The organism is Robertmurraya massiliosenegalensis JC6 (genome assembly GCF_000311725.1).
Classification (GTDB): domain Bacteria; phylum Bacillota; class Bacilli; order Bacillales; family Cytobacillaceae; genus Robertmurraya; species Robertmurraya massiliosenegalensis.
On sequence record NZ_HE978514.1, the window covers coordinates 147,637 to 169,110 of the forward strand.

Annotated in this window: 21 protein-coding genes and 4 pseudogenes; 3 read left to right on the forward strand and 22 right to left on the reverse strand. The window is 43.1% G+C overall.

Translation table 11 applies throughout. The features are described 5' to 3' along the window. Positions 1-11 precede the first annotated feature (11 nt). The 22 genes and pseudogenes from BMSHG_RS14155 to BMSHG_RS26220 all read right to left on the reverse strand — a co-directional run. Complete coding sequence (locus tag BMSHG_RS14155; RefSeq protein ID WP_019155105.1) at positions 12-1,949, reverse strand: siphovirus ReqiPepy6 Gp37-like family protein; 1,938 nt, start codon at positions 1,947-1,949, stop codon at positions 12-14. A 2-nt stretch (positions 1,950-1,951) separates the two neighbouring features. After that, positions 1,952-2,803: a phage tail family protein gene (locus BMSHG_RS14160; protein WP_019155106.1), complete on the reverse strand. Its 852-nt coding sequence runs from the start codon at positions 2,801-2,803 to the stop codon at positions 1,952-1,954. Positions 2,804-2,816: 13 nt separating this feature from the next. Next, positions 2,817-5,237, reverse strand: coding sequence for a phage tail protein (locus BMSHG_RS14165; RefSeq protein WP_019155107.1), 2,421 nt, complete (start codon positions 5,235-5,237; stop codon positions 2,817-2,819). A 202-nt stretch (positions 5,238-5,439) separates the two neighbouring features. Continuing rightward, positions 5,440-5,826 (reverse strand): hypothetical protein, encoded by a 387-nt coding sequence (locus BMSHG_RS14175; protein WP_019155108.1) that lies wholly within the window; start codon positions 5,824-5,826, stop codon positions 5,440-5,442. Between the two features lie 11 nt (positions 5,827-5,837). After that, positions 5,838-6,428 carry a major tail protein gene (locus BMSHG_RS14180; RefSeq protein WP_019155109.1) on the reverse strand — a complete coding sequence of 197 codons (591 nt, stop codon included), beginning with the start codon at positions 6,426-6,428 and terminating at the stop codon, positions 5,838-5,840. A gap of 3 nt (positions 6,429-6,431) precedes the next feature. Further along, complete coding sequence (locus tag BMSHG_RS14185; protein ID WP_019155110.1) at positions 6,432-6,773, reverse strand: hypothetical protein; 342 nt, start codon at positions 6,771-6,773, stop codon at positions 6,432-6,434. Continuing rightward, a complete protein-coding gene (locus tag BMSHG_RS14190; protein ID WP_019155111.1) occupies positions 6,770-7,201 on the reverse strand; it encodes an HK97-gp10 family putative phage morphogenesis protein in 432 nt (143 codons plus the stop codon). Before BMSHG_RS14190 ends, BMSHG_RS14185 begins: the two co-directional genes overlap by 4 nt. 5 nt (positions 7,202-7,206) lie before the next feature. Further along, complete coding sequence (locus BMSHG_RS14195) at positions 7,207-7,542, reverse strand: head-tail adaptor protein (RefSeq protein ID WP_019155112.1); 336 nt, start codon at positions 7,540-7,542, stop codon at positions 7,207-7,209. Between the two features lies 1 nt (position 7,543). Next, positions 7,544-7,864, reverse strand: coding sequence for a head-tail connector protein (locus BMSHG_RS14200; protein WP_019155113.1), 321 nt, complete (start codon positions 7,862-7,864; stop codon positions 7,544-7,546). A 26-nt stretch (positions 7,865-7,890) separates the two neighbouring features. After that, positions 7,891-8,103 (reverse strand): head fiber protein, encoded by a 213-nt coding sequence (locus BMSHG_RS14205; RefSeq protein ID WP_019155114.1) that lies wholly within the window; start codon positions 8,101-8,103, stop codon positions 7,891-7,893. A 12-nt stretch (positions 8,104-8,115) separates the two neighbouring features. Beyond that, positions 8,116-9,309 (reverse strand): phage major capsid protein, encoded by a 1,194-nt coding sequence (locus BMSHG_RS14210; protein WP_019155115.1) that lies wholly within the window; start codon positions 9,307-9,309, stop codon positions 8,116-8,118. A gap of 19 nt (positions 9,310-9,328) precedes the next feature. Beyond that, complete coding sequence (locus BMSHG_RS14215) at positions 9,329-10,027, reverse strand: head maturation protease, ClpP-related (protein ID WP_019155116.1); 699 nt, start codon at positions 10,025-10,027, stop codon at positions 9,329-9,331. Continuing rightward, positions 10,028-11,272, reverse strand: a complete 1,245-nt coding sequence (locus BMSHG_RS14220; RefSeq protein WP_019155117.1) for a phage portal protein — start codon at positions 11,270-11,272, stop codon at positions 10,028-10,030. A 43-nt stretch (positions 11,273-11,315) separates the two neighbouring features. Then, complete coding sequence (locus BMSHG_RS14225) at positions 11,316-12,920, reverse strand: terminase large subunit (RefSeq protein WP_019155118.1); 1,605 nt, start codon at positions 12,918-12,920, stop codon at positions 11,316-11,318. 87 nt (positions 12,921-13,007) lie between these two features. Then, on the reverse strand, positions 13,008-13,196 hold the full coding sequence (locus tag BMSHG_RS14230; protein WP_018664388.1) for a DUF5049 domain-containing protein: 189 nt from the start codon (positions 13,194-13,196) through the stop codon (positions 13,008-13,010). Next, positions 13,189-13,647, reverse strand: a complete 459-nt coding sequence (locus BMSHG_RS14235; protein WP_019155119.1) for a gamma-glutamylcyclotransferase family protein — start codon at positions 13,645-13,647, stop codon at positions 13,189-13,191. Before BMSHG_RS14235 ends, BMSHG_RS14230 begins: the two co-directional genes overlap by 8 nt. A gap of 38 nt (positions 13,648-13,685) precedes the next feature. Continuing rightward, positions 13,686-14,585 (reverse strand): amidoligase family protein, encoded by a 900-nt coding sequence (locus BMSHG_RS14240; RefSeq protein ID WP_019155120.1) that lies wholly within the window; start codon positions 14,583-14,585, stop codon positions 13,686-13,688. A 135-nt stretch (positions 14,586-14,720) separates the two neighbouring features. Beyond that, on the reverse strand, positions 14,721-14,948 hold the full coding sequence (locus BMSHG_RS14245) for a DUF4314 domain-containing protein (protein ID WP_019155121.1): 228 nt from the start codon (positions 14,946-14,948) through the stop codon (positions 14,721-14,723). After that, complete coding sequence (locus tag BMSHG_RS14250) at positions 14,948-15,736, reverse strand: hypothetical protein (protein ID WP_019155122.1); 789 nt, start codon at positions 15,734-15,736, stop codon at positions 14,948-14,950. Before BMSHG_RS14250 ends, BMSHG_RS14245 begins: the two co-directional genes overlap by 1 nt. A gap of 101 nt (positions 15,737-15,837) precedes the next feature. Further along, the gene (locus BMSHG_RS28875; RefSeq protein WP_225228794.1) at positions 15,838-16,599 is read right to left on the reverse strand and encodes a DNA cytosine methyltransferase; all 762 of its coding nucleotides are present in this window, start codon (positions 16,597-16,599) and stop codon (positions 15,838-15,840) included. 95 nt (positions 16,600-16,694) lie between these two features. Next, positions 16,695-17,756, reverse strand: a complete 1,062-nt coding sequence (locus BMSHG_RS28880; protein ID WP_316245670.1) for a DNA cytosine methyltransferase — start codon at positions 17,754-17,756, stop codon at positions 16,695-16,697. Further along, a pseudogene (locus BMSHG_RS26220) lies at positions 17,743-18,507 on the reverse strand (DNA-methyltransferase); the annotation flags it as partial. The gene BMSHG_RS28880 and the pseudogene BMSHG_RS26220, both read right to left, overlap by 14 nt. 273 nt (positions 18,508-18,780) lie before the next feature. On the opposite strand from BMSHG_RS26220, the pseudogene BMSHG_RS14265 reads away from it, so the two are divergent. From BMSHG_RS14265 to istB, 3 pseudogenes are all read left to right on the forward strand, one after another. Then, positions 18,781-19,032, forward strand: a pseudogene (locus BMSHG_RS14265) (transposase); the annotation flags it as partial. 156 nt (positions 19,033-19,188) lie between these two features. Beyond that, positions 19,189-20,696, forward strand: a pseudogene (gene istA, locus BMSHG_RS26225) (IS21 family transposase). Further along, a pseudogene (gene istB, locus BMSHG_RS26230) lies at positions 20,696-21,417 on the forward strand (IS21-like element helper ATPase IstB). Before istA ends, istB begins: the two co-directional pseudogenes overlap by 1 nt. The last annotated feature ends 57 nt before the right edge of the window (positions 21,418-21,474 follow it).

The window sequence follows — 21,474 nt, forward strand, 5'->3', positions numbered from 1 at the left end:
CACTCCTCCTTCTATATCGTTTTTGTATACTCTATTACTACATAGCCTGTATACGCGGTTCTATCATTGCCTGGTTCGACTACAATGTCGGTCTTATTTGCGAAGAGACCAATTTGCGATTCAAAGTTGTTATACCGAGCAAGGGGCAGTGGCAAGAAAACACTTCCGTTCGTGACAAAGCCGGATAAACTGACAACAGTACTGAGGTTTGCTATACCATGAGGTACATGTTTTGGTGTTGTATCTGTAAGGGAACCGAGATTTATCTGTTTACGATAAATCGTCTTGCCATCTATCCATAGTCGCCCTGTGTTTTGTTCTGTAGTTGAATAATCGCTAAAGGAAGAAGCCAGTTTAGTAGCAGTAATTGTACGGTCTGCAATTTTTAAACCTGTAACTGCTCCGTTTGCAATTCTTGCAGTAGTTACAGGTTCGTTATTGATATTAAGCCAGTTTGCTTGACCAGAAGGATTATCAAATACGAAAACGGAAATCACATAGAATGTCATGGTATTGCGAGAAATGAAGAAACCCATTGCCCGCTGATAGCCATTTCCCGTATCGTCACCGTTATGTTTTATCAAAAAGACATGCCCATCGTCACTTGGCTGGTCACTAAACTTATTTCCGCTCCATGAAGTGAAATAAAAGGCATCTCCAGGGTTCATATGGTACAACGCATATTGGCCAATCGATATAGTACCTCCACCCACATTAATCTCCAGTGCAGGTAATTTTCCATATAGATTGTTAATAGTAGATGCAACGTTGTCTCCTTGAATCTCTGAATCTACCTCCGTCAAGTCGCCTAAGGTTTCCTCAACTGTTACTAGCGTATCCTCCACGGCTCCTAAAGCCTGTGCAATTTCAGATATGCCAGTTGGAGCGGATATTGCTGTTTTTACCTCACTTAACTCAGAGCGGACTTTTTGGGCGATTGTCAACTCCGCTTTTCCGAACACTACGCTGATGCTCTGTCCATCTGCGTCATAGGTTTCTTCGACTTCGGTGATGCGCGTCGTCATGGATACACCCCAGGCTTTGGAAATGACTTTGACAGTCTGCCCAAGATCGAAGTCTACTTTATATGTTAAATTGCCGTGTGGATTGATAGATGTATCAAATGAATAGCGTATGGCTTGCTCACTCAGCTTACTTTGACCTCGAAAGATTAGTGTATCAATGTATTCTGAACCAAAGTCTTCTGCCCGCAAGTCCTTAGCATCCACGAAAATTTCGTGCCTTGTCTCACCAGAGCCACTTGTAATTGCAACAAAAGTTCTGTCTTCACCTTCTCCTTCGCCAGCAACAAGAGCTGTGTTGGCATAATCTCCAGCACTTATTGTATAAATCTGTTCTGTAAGGTTTTCATATTCCTTAGAAAATACTGCTTGTGATTCCGTTCCTCTATACAACGATACGGTAAAAAGACCCGTCGCAGGAGTGAACACGGTCTTAATGCCAATATCTGAAGCAACACATAGTCCTGTCACAGCCTCCATCAAATTTCGATACGATACCTGTGTGCTGATGGGAGCATTTAAGTTTGGAGCAGAAAAAGATATATTTGATATCTTCCTTGCTGTATCAGAAGGATTGATAAGATTATTATTTATCAGCTGCTCTACACATACAGAAATGTCACCAGAGAGTTTCTCCGTTTGCCATACAATGCGGCGGGAAAGGAAGGAAGTTGCAAAGCGACCACTTGCAGTAATAATTTCATGCTCGGTTTGAGAAAGTTCCAGATGCTCAATGATCCCGGCTTCCTCATCATCATTTTTCCAGATGATATTCCCTTCCTTTAAGAGTTCTGTATTCTCCGGAGTTGCAATCGCTTTTAATTCAAATGAGCCACACTGGGAATAGCGCCTCGTCCAGCGCAAGTACTCGAAAGATTCCACAATTCCCACAAGCTCCCGATTTGTATTAAAGATATATAGTTCCATACTCACACCCCCAGAAACTGTGGACGAAAGTAAATACTAACCTCTAACAGTTCCATATTGACTGAAGCATCGTAGCGCAGTGTGTTAAGACCAGCGGAAAGTTGAAAGAACGCCGAAGTGGTATCTAATAACGAAAAAGCATTTGTAATCGAAGAACCCTCCACTTTTACTACACGCTTTCCGGCGAAATGAGTATATACACGCAGCTCGTCTCCGGCATCCATTGTCGTAAGAAGCCGAATGTATTCACCAGTGTCTATCTTTAAGAGTTCAGGGTTCGACACAGTACCTAAAGCTCGGAACACAATCTCACATCCGCAAGATACATCCCCGATATTTTCCACCGTAATGATTTGGCTAGGCTGACGCATTCCAAACTCCATCCCGCTCATTGGGATTTCTAATTCAAACTCAAATAGCGGTATCCATGATGCCAGTTCCTCTCGCACCTCATTTAATGTCTCGAAGAAAGGGGATGGGCAGAGTAGACTGACAAAGAAGTTTGGTATTCGTTGCCGATTAGAAACACTAAAACCTGCCTCCTCCACCACGCAGGATATCTGTCGGTCACGGTATTGAAGGGTCCCTAGTAGCTTTGGGCTGAATATTTTAAGGAATCGTTGTCTCCTTTTAAAGGCTTCATCGGGAGTATCAGCAACAACCGTACCTTCAATCGTTATGTTTCGCATATCTAACGTGGAGGAAATATAAAAAGCGCCATCCTGATCTGGCGCCTTGAAAGTGTTGACGGTTTGACGCATATTGCCAGTGCCGTCTACCTTCGTAAGAAAGTACGGTCGGCTTTGCTTAAGCGTAATGCTCTCTCCATCTCTATTTGTATATGTTAGTTCCATTGCCGTACCTCCCTTACAATTCCAGTGCCAGTTTACGGGATAGGTTCTTAAACTCCCGTGCTAGTTCTTTTTCTGATAGAGCCTTAGGTGTCACAACTGAAATATTTTGAGTAATACTTGCACCTGTAGCATTCCCTTGCCCAGATACACCTCTGTAATTAAAATCAAAGCTAGTTGGTACTGCATTTTGCATATCCCTTGAAACTGCTGTCATTGCATCCTCAAAACCTACACCGATACCTTCACCCATGTTGTGGCCAATTCCAGCAAATAGAGTTGAAGGGGAGCGGATACCGAAAAAGTCTTTTATCCTCGATACAACATTTCCGAAAAACCCGGATATTTTACCCCATAACCATGCACCTGCGTCTGATATACCCTTCCACAACCCTTTAATCAAATTGCCGCCCACTTGTGCCATTTGACCGATATAGCCAGTAAAGGCCCTAACCAGTCCAGAGATAATCTGCGGTACGGCTTTTACGATCTCCACGATTATCCTTGGCAGATTTGCAATCAGTGCCACAAACAGTTGTACACCCGCTAAGATAATCTTATCGATGTTACCAATAATGGCATTGACCAGCGAGCTAACAATCTTGGGAATAGCACCTACAACAGTAGTTATAATCTGTGGCAATGCCTGTATGAGTGATATTAGAAGCCGGATACCTGCATCAATAATCAAAGGAATCGACCCTATAACAGCACTGATGATACTATCGATAATTTGCGGAATTGCTTCCACAACTGCTGTAATAATGGTAGGCAAAGCTGTGACCAGTGAGGTCAATAATTGAATACCCGCATCAATAATCTGTGGAATAGATGCAATGATAAAATCCACTATTGCTTTGATGATGACCGGTAAGGCAGAAATAAGCTGAGGTATTGCCTCTACCAATCCCTGTGCTAATCCTATAATCAACTGCAAAGCGGCATCCAAAATGAGTGGTAGGTTATCCATCAATCCTTGGACAATCTGCATAACTGCAGAAACTGCCGCAGGGATGAGTTGTGGTAACGCTATGCCGATTCCCTCCACAAGTGCTGTTACTAATTCAATTGCTGCATTTATTAGCAGTGGAAGGTTATCAATTAATGCACCGACAATCGTCATTAGAGCACTTACCGTCGCTGGAATAAGTTCGGGTAAAAGGCTCAAAATTGTTTCCAGTACTTGCGCGAATATATTTGTAACCAATTCAAGAAGCATTGGTAGCAAGTCTGCAACCGCCGCTAATATTGCGCCTGTCGCTGTTGGCAAGGCGGCTACGATATTTTCTAAAACCGGTACAATATTAGTGACAACCGCCTCGAAAGCATCAACAAGATTCTCAGTCAGATTCGTCATATCAGCATTGGCATTACCGAGTCCAGCTGTAAATGAACCAAGTGCGGCCTGTAGTAACCCAATAGAACCGGAGATTGTCTCGGTTGATTCTTTTGCAAAGTTACCTGCATACTGCTCTGTGTTCTCAAAGAACATTTGCATTGCTACTTCGGCTTTTTCCGCTTGTGTTGCAGTATTCCAAGTGAAATCCAGACCCTTTGCGAGAGCATAGGCTTCGATGTTTGTAGCGTTCATCGCAACACCTAAGTTATCCATCATATCAAAGTTACCCTTTGCCGCCCCAGTGACTGCCTCCAATGCCGAGGACATATCAATACCCATAACAGATGCCATGTCTGCCGCACGTTGCATGGCCTTTTCAGTTAGCTCAAGACTCCTCTGTTGCTGTATACCAGAACCTTGGAATAACGCGCCCATTTTGTTGGCAGTTGCTAGGTACTCACTTTGGGAAACACCTAGATTTTTATAGGCTTCCTCACCAGTTTTCTGAATCGATGCAGCATATGCTCCAAAAACCGCCTCCGATCCACCTAGGTTTTGTTCTAATTCTCCGAACTGAGTAACTACCTCTTTACCTAACTTAATAGCCGCGGCACCAGCGGCAACGGCAACCGCACCCATCGCCACACCAATACCCTTGAGTACACCGCCAAGCTTTTCAAACCTGCCACCAGCATCCTCTGCACTTTTACCGGAATCCTCTAACTCTTCACCGAGATTATCCGCTTCAATTGTAGACTCCTCAAGTTCACGTTCCATAAGGTTCAGTTCTGCCTGAGCCCTATTTAATTGTATCTGCCAGTTTTGGGTACGACGGTCATTTTCACCGAAAGAGGAGGAGGCATTATCAAGGGCAGCCTTAAGGGTAGAAATCTTTTCTTTCTGTGCGTCAATTTCTTTATTTAAAACGGCATTTCGTGCCGTGATCGATTGAATGGATTTATCGTTTTTATCAAATTGACTGGTTACAAGGGCCATTTCACTACCTAGTACCTTAAATGATTGATTGATTTCGGAGAGTGCCTTCTTAAATTCTCGCTCACCCTCGACACCTATTTTTAATCCAAAATTATCCGCCATACCTTCACCTCCTCCTATATGCCTAGTGGGATAATATCGTCAATGGTCTGAGTTTTCTTTGGCTTTTCAATGCCATGCCACTGCTTATGGCAAGCCCATAAATCAAAAAACAGTCCAATTGGCAGAAGCCAGAACTCCTCTGCCTCCATGCCCATCTGGACTGTTCCATAATAAAGAAGCCGGGTAAAGACCTCAGCGTCCGTTACCCGACTTCCACGTTTTTTGGAGTTTCCTCCTCACTTTCTACATTTCTCTTTGTACCTTTGAACATTGCCTCGGTAATTGCAGTTTTATATGCCGCTAAGTCAAGCGGTGAAGTAAGAAGCTCCACTTCTTCCTCTGTAAGCAATTCTTCTGGTGCGTTCTTATTCTTAAGATTACGAATCAAAATGGACTGGTTTGCAAGCAGCGTGATTAGCCAAACAATCTCGTCCAGTGCCATCTCGAAGTTTTCTGATTTCATCAGTTTTTCTCCAAGGTTTTCAAGACCACCGTAACGACCGGCAATGGCCTTTGTTGCACGTGTAGTTAAAACCAGTTCATACTCTTTGTCACCTATGTTGATTGAGGCACTTCTATCATTATCCATGATTTCCCCTCCTATGGTTCAGGTGTATATACAGGTTCATAGACTTCAGTGAACCAGCCTGTTATGGTGGTCGATGAAACACCAGGATCACCTTCTGTAACTTCCGCTTTCCATGGGTGCTTGCCCAATCCATCCAGCTTATTCCTACGCATAACGGTTCCTTCGATGGTGGGTGTAGAAAAGGTAATGGAATCAGCCTTTGTCTGCAAGTTGGTTGCTGGTAGTCCAAACTTAACGCGATACAGCCAAAAATAGCGGTATGTTCCATTAGCCCTTTGTGCACGAAACCCTACTGCAACTGGTATACCCACATTTTCACTGGCTGAGATTAATACTCCGTTGTCATCTGTAGAAGCACCAGTTAAATCCGCTGCAACTGTCGGACCAATGTCGTCAACACCGAGAGTGAGAGTACCACTGTTAAAGTCTTTCACAACCTCAGCCGCACCATCGTCAGCATACAGAATTGCTTCCACCAGTTCTACCGAGAGTTCAGCAGTGATGGCTTTTGCAAGTACGGAAGGTTGGGCATAAGTTTCCTCACCGTTAGCGTCCTCGGTTATTTTTGAATAGTACAGTCTATCAAGACCAATCGTTGCCATGTGTTAATCCTCCAATCTATAGTTTTTCGCCACATCGATGGCGTAATGATGATATCCAGTATCATCCTCGTGACCGATATATCTTCGTTCGGTCAAAGTAAAATCTGCATTTATTAAAGCAGTTGTGAGCTGTCTTTTCCGCTCTAGGTAGTTATTTTTTGAGAACAGTGATATCCTCGCTTCCTGCACATCAAAGCCTGGACGGTTATCCGCATGAACTTCAAAAATATCCGAAAGAGGGAGAATCACGACATACTCATCTGGTGCCAAACCCGAAAAAACCCCAGTTTCCACGGGGAGCGGTATAGTGGAAACAAGGGTATTCAATTCCTCTAAAATATTCATATCTTCTCGATCTCCTCCTCCAGCTTGGCGACCATTGCATTGATGCAAGGTTTCCTAGATGCATTCCTCGCAGGCTTTAGGAAGGGTTTTGCAGGCTGACCATGTTTGCCATATTCGATAATGCTGGCAAGTTTAGCATTGCTCTCACCATCAGATCGCGGCTCAGCAAAGCCAATTTTTACATTGAAGTTACCATTTCTATCCTGCTTTGCACTCGAGAGTCCTAATGAAGATAGCAACTCGCCAGTGCTTTTGGATGGATATTTCGTGCCCTTGCCTACCACCTTACTTAGATTTCCCTTAACTTTATCCAGCACCACTTCACCGCCAACTTTCAAAACCTTAGGAAGAATCACATCGGTCTGGTCAGCTAATCGGGATACCTTTAAAAGGAATTCTTCTGGCATCTTTATATTCGCTTTTGCCATATCCATCACCTCACAGTTGGTTCTAGCTTTTCGGCTAAAACCTCGACATACATCCCTCGGTTTCTTACATCCTCAACACTTAAAATTTGATATCTGCCATCATCGCAGACGATAACCATTTCATTGGTCACCTTAAGTCCGAAGATTTTTCTAAACCTGAATAGGGAAGTTGCAGATGAAAATGATGCCATATTCGTCCATCGCTCACTGCCATGCCGATCTTCCTTGTAAGCAAGTACACTTGCGAGTATGTTGTCATCTTTTGTGGCGAAGCCTTCCTTATCCTTTGTGGGTATCGTGCAAATGATATCGATAAAGGTGTTCATCTTCCCAAAGCTCACACTAAACACCCCACTCTCGATCAAGTCGTAAAAGCAAGTTCACTGTATTCCATACTTGTTGTCCCGCCTGTACGCTATCAGCAAAGAAACCTGCCGTCGAGCCATCTCTACTTTCATAGAAATGACTCGACAACATGATCACTGCTTGTTCTGTTGTTGGAGGCATGGCATGGGTTTCATAATAGTCTTCAGGAACGTGCTGATAGCTCTGTGCATATGAGACTGCAGCAGTGATAAATCCAATAAGGAGGGCATCATCTTGGTCATGCGCCAAAATTAAGTTTGCCTTAACTTTAGGCAAAAGATTGTCTGTCACTGCCATACCACCAACCCCCTTTACATTCCACCTTAGTCAGTCTCCATAAGCCCCGCTGCTTTTAGTTTGGCAAGCAGGGCATTGAAGTCCGTAACTAGACCAGCAACATCGGTGGCGGTGCTGTCTGCCTGGTTTACAGCAACAGGAAGCCCCATAACCGAGGCCCCTTCTTTAATTTCTAAAACACCTCCGATGACAGTTTTTTCTCCGCCTTGTTCGGTATAATTCTTCGTGTTATAACTCATAAAGCACCTCCGTTAGGCTTTCTGTTGGAGTACCTTAACGGCCTCCGGTAAGATAAGCTTTCCATCAACTCGCTGAGTCGCAATAAATCCTACTTGACCTGTAACAGCATAGAGTTCATTTAATCGTTTGAATACGCGTCCTTGACGGTCTGCCACCCAGTAATAACTAAAATCACCGAATACCATAGTCTTTGCACCTGCTTCAATAGTAGGTACATAGGATGAGGTGTACAGCGGACGGTTAAGAATCGTATCAGGTGTTCCCGCTTGGATGGAAGGTTGCCATAGGTACTGGCCATTACCGTCTTTTAATTTACGGATAGCTTTTATAGTGGCATCATTCATTACGAATACTGCCTTATTACGATAAGGTGCTTTCAAGCTGTAGAATAAATCTAAAACCTCATCCAAAGTAATGGCAGTGGCACTTGCCGCAGTAACCCCAACTTGACCGCCGCCTGTGGCATTTAAAATACCTGTTGGTTTACCTGTGCCATCACCTACAAAGAAGGCTTCCTCCTCCTTGTTCCCAATGCGACGGGCAAATTCTCTTGTGATGTAGCTTTCGAGATTAAACACGGAATCTTTTAGTAGCTCCTCAGAGACTTTAATCATTGTCGCTAGTTTATAGGCCCCGATGGATACTTGACCGAAGCTGTCATCACTTTCTGGGATAGCTCCTTCTTCATCTATCCAGCTTGCTGTACCTTTGCTTGCAACAACAGGAATCTTACGGTCACCAGAAGATGTAGTGATTACATTAGCCAATCTACGGAAAATATTTTCTTCCTCAAGAGCTTCTACTAGCGTACGTTCAAACTCATCTGGTACAAGGAATCCGCCTTCAGAATCAGTGCCAATCTTTAGAGCGTTTCTTACTTCATAGCTAACATTGTCACGCATCGCATTCCAGAAAGCTTTTTTGTATTCAGCACTTGCACGACCGGTCTTTTCCTCTCCAGTTCTAGTAGGTTCGTTGGTAATTGGGTTACTGGTTGCTTTCGACAGTTCCAAGTCGATAGATGCTTGGCGTTCTAAACGTTCAATTTCCTTACCAAGAGCCACCACATCGGCTTCCATTTTTTCATAGGTTGTCGTGTCCTCAGCGGATAACAGTCCATCACCGCCACGTTTTGAATCAAGGAATGCCTTTGCTGCGTCCCAAGCTTTAGCGCGTTTCTCACGCAATTCAAGAATTTTACTCATTGTTATTTCCTCCTTAAAATTAGTGCGAAATTAAAGAAAGCCGCTTATCCAGCGACTCAATGGGTGTACCTGTTTTCTGTTTTGGTTGTTTTGGTTGTTTTGGCAGTTTGCTGATAAGCGAGTTAGTAACCGCCATCCTGCTAAAGATAAGACTATCTGTCAAATCCGGTGTTTCACTTTCCATGAACATGATCTTATCTGCAAAACCAAGTTCAATCGCTTTATTGGCATTCATCCAGGACTCTGCATCCATCAGATGGGAGAGTTTTGTTCGAGAAAGACCTGTCTTTAACTCATAGGCATTAATAATGCTTTCCTTAACCTCATCCAATAAAGCCTTTGCTCGCATCATTTCCTCACTGTCACCGATAGCAATGGTTGATGGATTATGGATCATCAGCATGGAAACTGGGGACATATACACATCCCCACCTGCCATTGCAATAACGGATGCCGCACTTGCCGCAAGCCCATCAATCTTTACAGTGACTTTTCCGGTATACTCCATCAGCATGTTATAAATCTGAGCTGCTGCAAACACATCACCACCAGGGGAATTAATCCACACCGTAATATCGCCGGTGCCTGCCAGCAATTCATCTTTAAAAATCTTAGGTGTGACCTCATCGCCCCACCACGTTTCTTCGGATATCACTCCATTTAAATAGAGGGTACGTTCTTCATCAGAATCTCGCACCCAGTTCCAAAACTTCCTCATTTACTGACCTCCTTCGGTTTTGGCAAACGCACCTGCGTCAGCCAGTTTTGTCATATTTCCGTTAACCAGATATAAATCGCCGCCTTCCTCAGCCGGTATTCTGTTCATGTCCTCCAGTTCACGGATATCGTTGGCTGACATCCAGCCATTTTGACGACCTGTAGCGTAGCCATTCATACGACTTTGGTAATCACCACGAAGCAGACCGTCCAAATTGAACTTGATAAACAGTGAAGCTTTCTCAGAAGGCAAAATAAGCGATTGCTGGAGACTTTGTTCCCATCGCACCACCCACGGATCGAGGGTGTATTTTACAAACTCCAAAGACTGCTGTTCAATATTGGAAAAACTAGACTTCTCAAGATCACCCACCATATGAGGCGGTACTCGGAAAATCCTCGCAATCTCATTAATTTGGAATTTCCGTGTTTCAAGAAATTGCGCCTGTTCCGGCGGGATACCAATGGCTTGAAACTTCATGCCTTCTTCCAACACAGCAATTTTGTGAGCATTTCCTGTGCCTTGGTAGGCGCTATTCCAACTATCCTTGACCCTCTGTATATCTTTGATTACTCCTGGGTGTTCCAGCACACCTCCCGGATTAGCACCATTGGCAAAGAATGCCGCACCGTATTCTTCAGTAGCAAGTGACATACCGATTGCATTTTTTGCCATAGCGATTGGGCTATAGCCAATGAGTCCATCAAAACCTAAGCCAGGTATGTGTAGAACTTCATCTTTACGGAGTGTGACATAGCCACCTTTTGGGTTTAGGCCACTTTCATCAGTATCACGATAGTAGGTATAGACCAGCTCTCCGTTTGTTGCTCGACTAACTTCCATCTTGTTAGGAAGTAGGGGATAAAGTGCAACTGCCTGCCCACGACCGTTTCTGACCACCTGTGCATAGGCATTTCCCCAAAGTAAAAGATGACTCATCAGTGTTTCTCGAAACACGAATGAAGTCATCTCTGGATTTGGTTCATCATGAAGAAGGTAATACAGCGGGTGGAAAGGAATCCTTTCTTTACCTCCATCAGAACGATATCTATATACATGAAGTGGCAGTCCGGCAATCGCTTCAGCTAATATCCTTACGCAGGCATACACTGCTGTTGCCTGCATTGCAGTACGTTCATTAACCATTTTGCCAGATGACGTACCGCCAAACAGGAAGGAGAACGCACTACCCACACGATTTTGCGGTTTGTCTCTTGAACGAAACAGTCCTTTTATTAGATTCATAGGCATCACCTCCGAATATCAACATTGTGCTAACCATTAAGGTTTAAAAGACAATCAAACCTCGCTCGTCATACACCGAATCTCCACTATTACCTGAGCCACAACGAATAGCACGATCAAGTGCCATGATAGTTGCCACCGCGCCATCTATTTTTTCTGTACTTTTTTCTTTATCCGGCTTCACGTTGCCCGCTGGATCAGTTTTTATAAAGATGTTGTCCATCATCCAACGAAGCACTGGATGCCCACCGTGGGCTATTCTTTCTTCTAATGTCAATTTCATTAGTTCTTTGGTTGGCGGTGACATATCTTTAAAGCCTTGACCGAATGGAACAACAGTAAAGCCTGCTCCTTCAAGGTTCTGAACCATTTGAACTGCTCCCCAGCGGTCAAAAGCAATCTCTCGAATGTTGTACTTTTCCCCCAGTTCTTCAATGAATTTTTCAATGTATCCATAATGGACTACATTTCCCTCGGTGGTTAAAATATAGCCTTGCTTCTCCCAAAGGTCGTATTGCACGTGGTCTCGTCGAACTCGGAGGTCAATATTATCCTCCGGCATCCAAAAATACGGGAGAACGGTATATTTATCTGTTTCATCTTCCGGTGGGAACACCAGCACGAAGGCTGTAATGTCAGTGGTAGAGGATAAATCAAGTCCTCCATAGCATACTCTACCTTCAAGGCTCTCTGGTTTTACTGGAAACGCACAGGCATCCCACTTTGCCATTGGCATCCAACGGACAGATTGCTTAACCCACTGGTTCAGACGCAGCTGTCGAAAGCTATTTTCCTCAGCAGGGTTCTGCTTTGCACTTTCACAAGCGGCTCTAACTTTATCGATACTTACTGTAATTCCTAAGCTTGGATTTGCTTTCTTCCATACTTTAGGATCAGTCCAATCATCCTCTTCTTTGGCACCGTAGATTACGGGATAAAAAGTAGGATCGTATTTTCTGCCCTCAATAATATCAACCGCTTTTTGGTGTGTTTCATAGCAGATACTCTGGGTATCCGTCCCTGCAGTGGTGATAAGAAAATATAGCGGTTGGGTTCTCGCATCACCAGACCCTTTTGTCATAACATCAAATAGTTTCCTATTTGGCTGAGTATGAAGTTCATCAAAAACAACACCATGTATATTGAAGCCGTGTTTTGAATAGGCTTCAGCCGACAATACCTGATAAAAGCTGTTGGTCGGCAGGTACACCAGTCGTTTAGTTGAAGCCAGCAACTTCACTCGTTTATTCAGCGCTGGACACATCCGCACCATATCGGCTGCTACTTCAAATACAATTGATGCCTGCTGGCGATCTGCGGCACAACCGTATACCTCTGCTCGTTCTTCACCATCTCCACAAGTGAGGAGAAGTGCGATTGCTGCTGCAAGCTCGCTTTTTCCCATCTTTTTAGGTATTTCTATATAAGCCGTGTTAAACTGCCGGTATCCATTAGGTTTTAAGATACCGAATAAATCACGGACAATTTGCTCCTGCCAATCGATAAGTTCAAAAGGCTTGCCTGCCCATGAACCTTTCGTATGGGAGAGTGCTTCGATAAAAGCCACAGCGTAATCAGCAGCGTCCTTATCGTAATATGACCCTTCAGCTATAAAGGCGGTCGGCTTATATTTCTTCAGTTTCCGCATAAACACCGCCCCTTTTATGGAAAAGGACATAAGAAAAGAGCCTCAATCTATAGATGAAGCCCTTTTCTCTATCCTATTTAGATTTAGTTATTTCTTTTTATCCACTTCACCCGTCAGTATGAAATGGGCATATTCTGCTTTATGGTCTATTAAATAGACTACCAATTCATAAAACCCTCGTTCATTTGCCTCATACTGTACTCGGTCCACATCAAACATATTTGTGACTCCGCTTTCTCGGATGGAAAGGATTTGTTGCTTAATTATCTCATTCATTGGCTACCTCCTCCGATTCTACTGAATCGGTTGTCGCTTTGCGCAGGATTTCCACATCGAAGCCTGCACTCTTATAGCCTTCTAAAATTGTACTGTAATAATAACAACTCGGCTGTCCAAGCGGTCTACCATCATTCATGATGTAGACCATCGCCTTGACGGTTTTGCCTCCCAACTTCACTTTTATTGTTTCCTTTCGATAAAGGAACGGCCATCCCTCGTAACGGTCAAGTGCCGCTTCATCGGTCGGTGTAATCTCCCAAACTAAAACTGGTACGTTGCCACCCTCAAAAGGCTCGATTGTCGCCACAGCGCCCGCGTGTGCCCCTCTAAATAATAGGCGGTGGTCATTGATTTGACTTGCTCCTACCACCTTCGCTGTGGGGCATCTGTCGGCCATTTGCTTTAGATTAAGGTTGGAGCCATAGGCAAGGTATAATTTATTCTTCATTGTAATCCTCCTTCTTAGCTTTGTAGGTTAGGGGCAGCTCAGGCCGCCCGAAACCGCCATGCAGCTGAACCCGAAAGTGCTGCTGTCAAATGTTCTCTGCAGTTTGCAAATTCATCCCCAATGAAACCAATCCGGTTTAGATAGGTTCTCATGGCAAATTTCTCGTTTTCCACCTGCGGTTTCTTTGCTGATGCACACTTTTGTGTTAAGGCTTGGTGGTTGATGGCAAGTGCTAGAACAATGTAGCTTCTTATCTTTCCTGCATGAAGTTCGCTATTGAACCCTCTAAGTTCAACTGTATGGTTTCCGGTAAAAAAGCTGTGAAGGTTGAGGAAATGGTAGCGGCTGTTGTGATAATGAGTGCTTCTACTCTCGCTGTAGCCCTCGTACCAAATGTCCTCAATTTGTCTCATGGTTCTAGGCTTTTTACGGTTTATCTTCTCAACCAAAATGCTGTCCATCTTTTTGCAGTAATTCATTCTCTGCGGTGCAATCTGAAGTGCTTTATAAAATAAGTCATTTTTACTTGCAATGATATTTACAAAGTTTCGAATGCTTCGTGGGGTATGTTCAGCACCGTCTAGATGAATGTGAATTCCGCAAGATGTATTTGTAAAGGCTCCAGCTTTGCGAAGCTTTCTTACTAGCTCTTGCAAAGTTTCAATGTCCTCCCGATAGGTTAGTATTGGGCTAACCAGCTCAACACTATAATCTCTACCTGCAGCTACTTTTCTTCTACCTTCTTTTCTTTGGCAGTTGATGCTCCCATCGTACATAAACTTCCACACTCGACCATCTGAAGTTTTTACCTTCTTGGTGTCGTAGTAAGTCCCGCCTTCACTGTAAATGCCTTGCAAAAACTCTGCAGCGACTCTAGCCGCCCTTTCCCTTGTAATCCCTGTAAATTCAATCTCAATCCCGAATTTTGCACTTAACATCGTGTATCGCTCCTTTTAAAGTGTGTTTGTCCTTTCGGCATGTACATATATCACTCTAAAAGGCTTATATAGCAAGACAATTCTGCAATATAAATCTACATATTTACTGCCATATTGGGGTTAAAATGTGTGTTTTTATTCTTCGATTTTCTTGCATAAATCCTCTCCAAAAACCACTCCAAGGGAACTGCCTGAATCCCAACTGACGTGGATAGTTCCCATATCATCAACACTAGTAACCGTACCTTTATCTCCTGGCTGAAGCTTGGTATAAGGGTCATTCATCTTAAGTAGCATGACACGAGTTCCTGGAGTGTAATAACTTCTAAGTTGCTTTAGCATTTCTGGATGAATGATATTCATTATTCACTCACCTCCTCATGCTTGGCACTTCCGCTTTTGAAGGCAGAGCTACCGGACAGTTTGGAGAGGAGAATTTTTCGTTCTGTTTTGTATTCTGGCCCAATAAAGCCAAGTCTTAGAAGGAAACAACGGAAAGCGTACTTTTCATTCTCCACTGATTTCTCGGTCGAGTTGACGCGGGTCTGCTTCTTTGCCATTTCACAAAGTGCTGTTACAAAGTGGGTATAAGCCTTAACCTCCTCTGCGGAGCACTCACTCTGGAACCAAGGGAAGGTTATAAATTCCTCATTTATGATAATGGGAATAGAGTCAGTATCAAGTGCTTTCTTTATAAGGGTTTCTTTACTTTCTACCAATCCTTTTAGGTTACCAAGTGCAGTTTCGCTAAAACCCGCCCTCGGCATTTGAATAATCAAACTAATAGCTTCTTCGGTTTCATTTGATTCGCTGTATACGGGAGGTTCTTCGTAATCACTATTTGGATTTACCCTACCCCCAAGAGCCGCTTCATTGGGAACTTGAATATTTTCAAGAACAGGCTCTGCTGCTGGAAGTGGTGTGTCATATTCTTCTGTAACCGCCTTAAAGTCATGAAGGCCTAATAGATCATTAACCAGTTTAGAATTATCTGGTCCTCTGACCACCCCGTTTTTGTCAATGTTGTAATCTGCCACCTCATATGCAAATGTAGGCGCTCCAAGATATCTTGCAGGAGCATTCAGTTTTTGGCTGATTGCGTTGACTAGCTCTTTTCTTTTTTCTCCTGTGACATTATAGTTTATCTGCATTTTTTATACCGCCTTTCTATTTTCGGTACATACATATATCTCTCTAAAGGCTGTTAATATCAAGTCATTTAGAGCATCTTTCTGTAGAAAAGACTCTTCCATTAATCGGCGGTATTTTCAGCAGATAACACAATGCCAGTCAGCACATAACAGACGCATGGAAGTGCTACACCATTACCCCACATTTTATACTCAGCTGAATCAGAATGAGGGTTATTAAGCCATTTTATAATCTGCTTTCTTGTTTTTGGCTTGCTGCTCTTACCCATGATTTTGCGGTGAGTTTCCCAAACCTCCGTCCAGAATAAAATTTCATCCTCTGTAGGGTTTTCCGTACCGAGGTCATCACACCAATCATCAGGAAAACCTTGCAATCTTGCACATTCCGTTGGTGTAAGCCTTCGAACGATATATTCTGGCTCATCGTTTTTCTTGACTGTAACAAGCATATCGTTTGATGCATCCTGACCGTTAAAACCACTTGGATGTGCGCCTGCAGAAATCGTACCACTGACATTCTGATAAGGTTGTGCCACAGCCGATGGACCTTGAGCATTTAATGTTGATGCAACACTGTCTTCTGTTATCCCTAAATTTCTAGCAAAATTCTGTCCGCAGTTAAAGGTTTCACGATCAATTGCATACACAACACCATGTCTATCCACTGTATTAAGAGTGAAACTCATATTGTCATTTATACCATCGCCTTGAGGACCGTTTTTATCCTGTCTTCCAATCATCGAGCCTTGAAGAGCAACTACTGCAATACCACCTTGATTACATCCCGGATTTCCACCATTAGCATCGATGGTTCGGGAAGTATCCGCTTCATATATACCGCTATGAGGATTGCTTGACTGCATAGAGTTGCTCTTATCAGAACAGATGCCAAATGCAGTAGGCACAAAAACGGTCTGGTCATTGTTGCATCCAAGGGTCGCAGACTTATCATCTTGAATTAACGCACCTTTACCGCCACCTTCACACCATTTAATGATACAGCCGCTGGTACGACTCCTGCCCTTAACGTTGGTGAAATTTCCTCCTCATATCCAATACTACGACTATCCGATGAATGTTCTGTGCAGAATCCAGCAGTTGTTACAAAAGGTTGATTATTACCACCCTTCCCATATGTAGCGGATACAGTTGGTGCTACATCAACGGGGCCTTTGTATCGTGTATCTTGACTGTGGTTTTCAAACATTACACAGGGTGGATGATTTGCTTTTGCTCTAAGTGTTGCTGTCTTACCATCAAGCACATCGATGCGTTGTCCACCTTGATCGTTTAAGCATACAGTGCCTGTCTTTCCAGTGCAGTTTTTAGCATTTCCGGCAGTTCTTTGCCACGGGCTGCCGCTCGGCGCAAAATTCCTTGGCATGCCTTCGGACTCAAATAGTATTTCTGCGGCACATCTGCCTGCAAAATCTGCGACAAGGTAGATTCTACGACGACGTTGGGGTACTCCGAAATATTGCGCATCGATAGTTCGGTAAGCCACACTCCATCCGTCTCCCATATAGATGTCAGCGTATGGCCATCGTCCTTTTTCAGGTAAAGGCACCGAGGTGTTCGGCTCTTTGACACCGATGACCGCTTCGAGGACTGCCCTAAAGTCCTCTCCTTTATTTGACGAGAATGCGCCGGGTACATTTTCCCAGACTGCATACCTTGGATATTGTCCATTGGTCTTACACCTCATTTCCTTGATAATTCTTATTGCTTCATAAAAAAGGACGGATTGTTCTCCGTCCAGACCAGCTCTTTTACCCGCCACACTCATATCTGTGCAGGGAGAGCCAAATGTTATGATATCTACAGGTGGAAGCTCCGCACCATTTAATTTGTTTATATCCCCATAATGCTTCATCTGAGGGATGCGTTTGGTCGTAACTCTTATAGGAAACGGCTCAATTTCAGATGCCCATAAAGGCTCAATGCCACAGAGCAGACCGCCTAGAGGAAAACCTCCGCTCCCATCAAAAAGGGAGCCGAGTGTCAATTTACTCATCTGCATTCACCTCCGGCAGGTCACAATATCTTATTTTCGAACCATCTCTTAAAAGAAACACACCGTCTGAGTTTCCAACTTGCTCAATATACCTTTTCACAATAACATCACAGTACTTTTCATCCAGTTCAATGGTGTAACAGATTCTATCTGTCTGCTCACAAGCAATCAGTGTACTTCCTGAACCACCAAAAGGATCAAGCACGATACAATTAGAAAGGCTTGAGTTCAAAATAGGGTAGGCCACAAGTGCAACTGGTTTCATCGTAGGATGATCACTGTTTTTCTTCGGTTTCTCAAATTCCCAGATGGTGGTCTGCTTTCTATCGGAATACCAGTTATGCTTGCCTTTCTTTTTCCACCCAAAGAGAATAGGTTCATGCTGCCACTGATAAGGAGAGCGACCGAGAACAAGGGACTGCTTTTTCCAAATACAAGTACCGGAAAGATAAAATCCTGCATCGGAGAATGCTCTTCTAAAATTGAGTCCTTCGGTATCCGCATGGAATACATAAATAGAAGCGTCCTTCGCCATTACTGCTTCGGTGTTCTGAAATGCTGCAAGCAGGAAATCGTAGAACGCTTCGTTAGCCATATTGTCATTTTTGATTTTTCCAGCAGTGCCTTCATAGTTAACATTATATGGAGGGTCCGTAACTACCTAATTAGCAGTTTTCCCATCCATCAAGACATTAAAGGTGTCTTTCTTTGTACTGTCTCCGCAGACTAATCGATGCTGCCCAAGTAGCCAAACATCTGAATCGGCTACACTTAACTGGACAAAAAAATTAAGGTCAAGTAGACTAACTACCTAATCTGGGTATACTGCTAACAAACGTAAGAGATCCCATACCAGCAACTTTACTAGGAGAGGCGGGTATGCTAGTCTGTTTGGCAAGCCAGATGTTTTCATCATCTGGTTTCCTGGCTGGGAAAGCATGCCCGTAGAGGTTCCTTGTCAAGTTGCGGTGTTTACCCTCTAAATTTGGAAGTCTACTTCATCTCATTCAGTTAATGGAGGTACGCCGATATGACGAGAACTAGAAGAACATTTACTCCCGAATTTAAAGCTCAAATGGTCAAACTATATGAAAGTGGTAAGCCTAGAAAAGACATTATAAGTGAATACAATTTAACGCCTTCGGCATTAGACAAATGGGTGAAACAGAGCCAAACATCTGGTTCATTTAAAGAGAAGGATAACCGAACACCTGAAGAAGAAGAGTTGATCAAACTCCGTAAAGAAAATCAGCGTTTACTGATGGAGAATGATATTTTAAAGCAAGCTGCGCTGATTGTTTATGGCAAACTAAAAATGTACAGTTTGGCAATTAATTTATGTAGCCCTTTTCGGGCATAAAAAAACCACTTGCCAACATTCCTACATTCAAATAAACTTCCTGTTATTGGGCAAAAATGACAGGAGGCGATGAAGGAGATGTTAGCAGTGGCAGAAATTAATTATATCAGACATGAACAAATAAAAAAGGGCGTTCGTATAGCTCTATTGCCAAACAAATGAGTCGAGACCGTAGAACGGTTCGGAAATATGCAGAGGTGGAGGATTTTAGTCCTTCAGAAGTACCAAAGCAAAAACGAAAAGCAAAAGTCATGGATCCTGTGAAACCGATTCTAGATCAATGGCTTCAAGAAGACTTGAAGAAGAAAAAGAAGTTTCAACGAACTGCTCAACGGATGTATACGCAACTTGTCGAAGAATATGGGTTTGAAGGTTCCGCACGATCCGTTCGGCATTATGTATCCCAACGTAAAAAACAGCTTTCCGAAGAAACAGAAACAGCTGCATTGCCATTAGAGTCGAAGCCAGGAACAGCTCAAGTGGACTTTAGGGAGGCACCATTTAAATATCGTGGAGAAGTAGTGACATGGCCATATTTGGTTTTATCGTTTCCCTATAGTAATACCTTTTACGTTCAGGTGTTTCCATCTGAAAATCGGGATTGCTTTTTAGAAGGGTTGAAACGAATCTTTCATCACATAGGTGGAGTACCTAGAGTAATTCGTTTTGATAATTTATCACCTGCGGTGAAAAAAGTATTACCTAATGGGGAGCGAGAGCTAACGGAGGAGTTTCAGCGTTTTGTTTGCCATTATGGTTTTGAATATGAATTTTGTAATCCGGCTAGTGGAAACGAAAAAGGACATGTGGAATCGATGGTGAAATATGTTCGAAACAACTTCTTTCTTCCGGAGCTTGTGGTGCATGACATAGAACAACTGAATGAAACGCTATGGGGAAAGGCAGAAAAGGAACGAAACCGTCTTCATTATCAAAAAGGTATTGTACTTGCCGAACTGTATTTGGCAGATAAAGAGCAGTTTTTACAGTTACCAGCGAAAGAGTATGAGTGTGTGCGGTATGAACAAGTAAAAGCTGATAAGTATGGCTATATTCGAGTGGAAAATAAACTCTATTCGACGTCTCCGCGTTTTGCCAAATCCACAGTTTTGGCAAAAATCTCGTACAACCGAATCGAGATCCTAACAGAAGATTATGACACGATTGTTTGCCATCCACGTCTTTACGGTAATAAACAAAAATCGATGATATGGCAACCGTATCTAACGTTGATGTCGAAAAGACCGACAGCGATGAAATACACAAGTTTTTACGATCAGTTACCTCCATTGTGGCAACAATACTTTACACAATGTACGCTGTCAGAAAAACAACAAGCATTACAGCTCTTATCGGTGATTCTAAAAGACTACGATTTTGAGTTACCTACGCAAGCTTTACAGCTTGCCTCTGAAAACGGGCATCCATCTGTAGAGTCGATTAAACAAGTGTTTTATCAACTCATTAACGGACGAGGACAGCGCCCTATCATTCAACCGAAAGGTTCGTTACCTGTCATACCGAATGCGACAAGAGGGTTAGAGCATTATGATCAGCTTTTCCCTTCTAGAGGAGGGAAGCAGTGATGGATCAAAAGATTCGAGAATATGCAAAACGGTTGAAATTAAGCTGGATTCGTCAGCATTATCATGAAATCGAAGCAATGAGCCATGAGGAGTATCTTCTCCAACTCTTTGAACAAGAAGTGAAACAACGGGAAAAACGAAAGGTTACCAATTACTCTCTCAGGCAACGTTGCCTAAAATAGCAGGAAAGCCATTTGAATGGACCCACATTCAAATGGCTCAAGGCATCACAGCAGAATATCTGTTAAACGGGCACTTTATTGAAAATGGAGAAAATCTAATCTTTTATGGAGGTGTGGGTACCGGAAAGACCTACTTATCCACGTTAATTGGTTTAAACGCGATTCAAAAATTAGAGAAGCGCATCAAATTTTATACGGTAACTGGTCTAGTGAATAGCTTACTAGATGCGCACGAAAAAGGCTCGTTGAGCCGGGTCTTTAAGCAGATAGAGAAACTCGATCTTCTGATTCTTGATGAAATAGGGTACATCCCTCTACATAAACAGGGGGCAGAACTTCTTTTTCAAGTCATCTCAATGTGTTATGAAAGAAAGAGCATGATTGTGACGACGAATTTACAATTTGGTCAGTGGAATCACGTATTTGGGGATCCGATCTTAACGGAAGCTGTGATCGATCGGCTGATTCACCATTCTCATTTAATTGTATTTAATGGAGAAAGCTACCGGTATAAAGAATCATTATTACACAATAAGTAAATATAGGGATTGGCAAGTGGTACATTTTTAATTGCCATTTGATACATTTCCTACTTG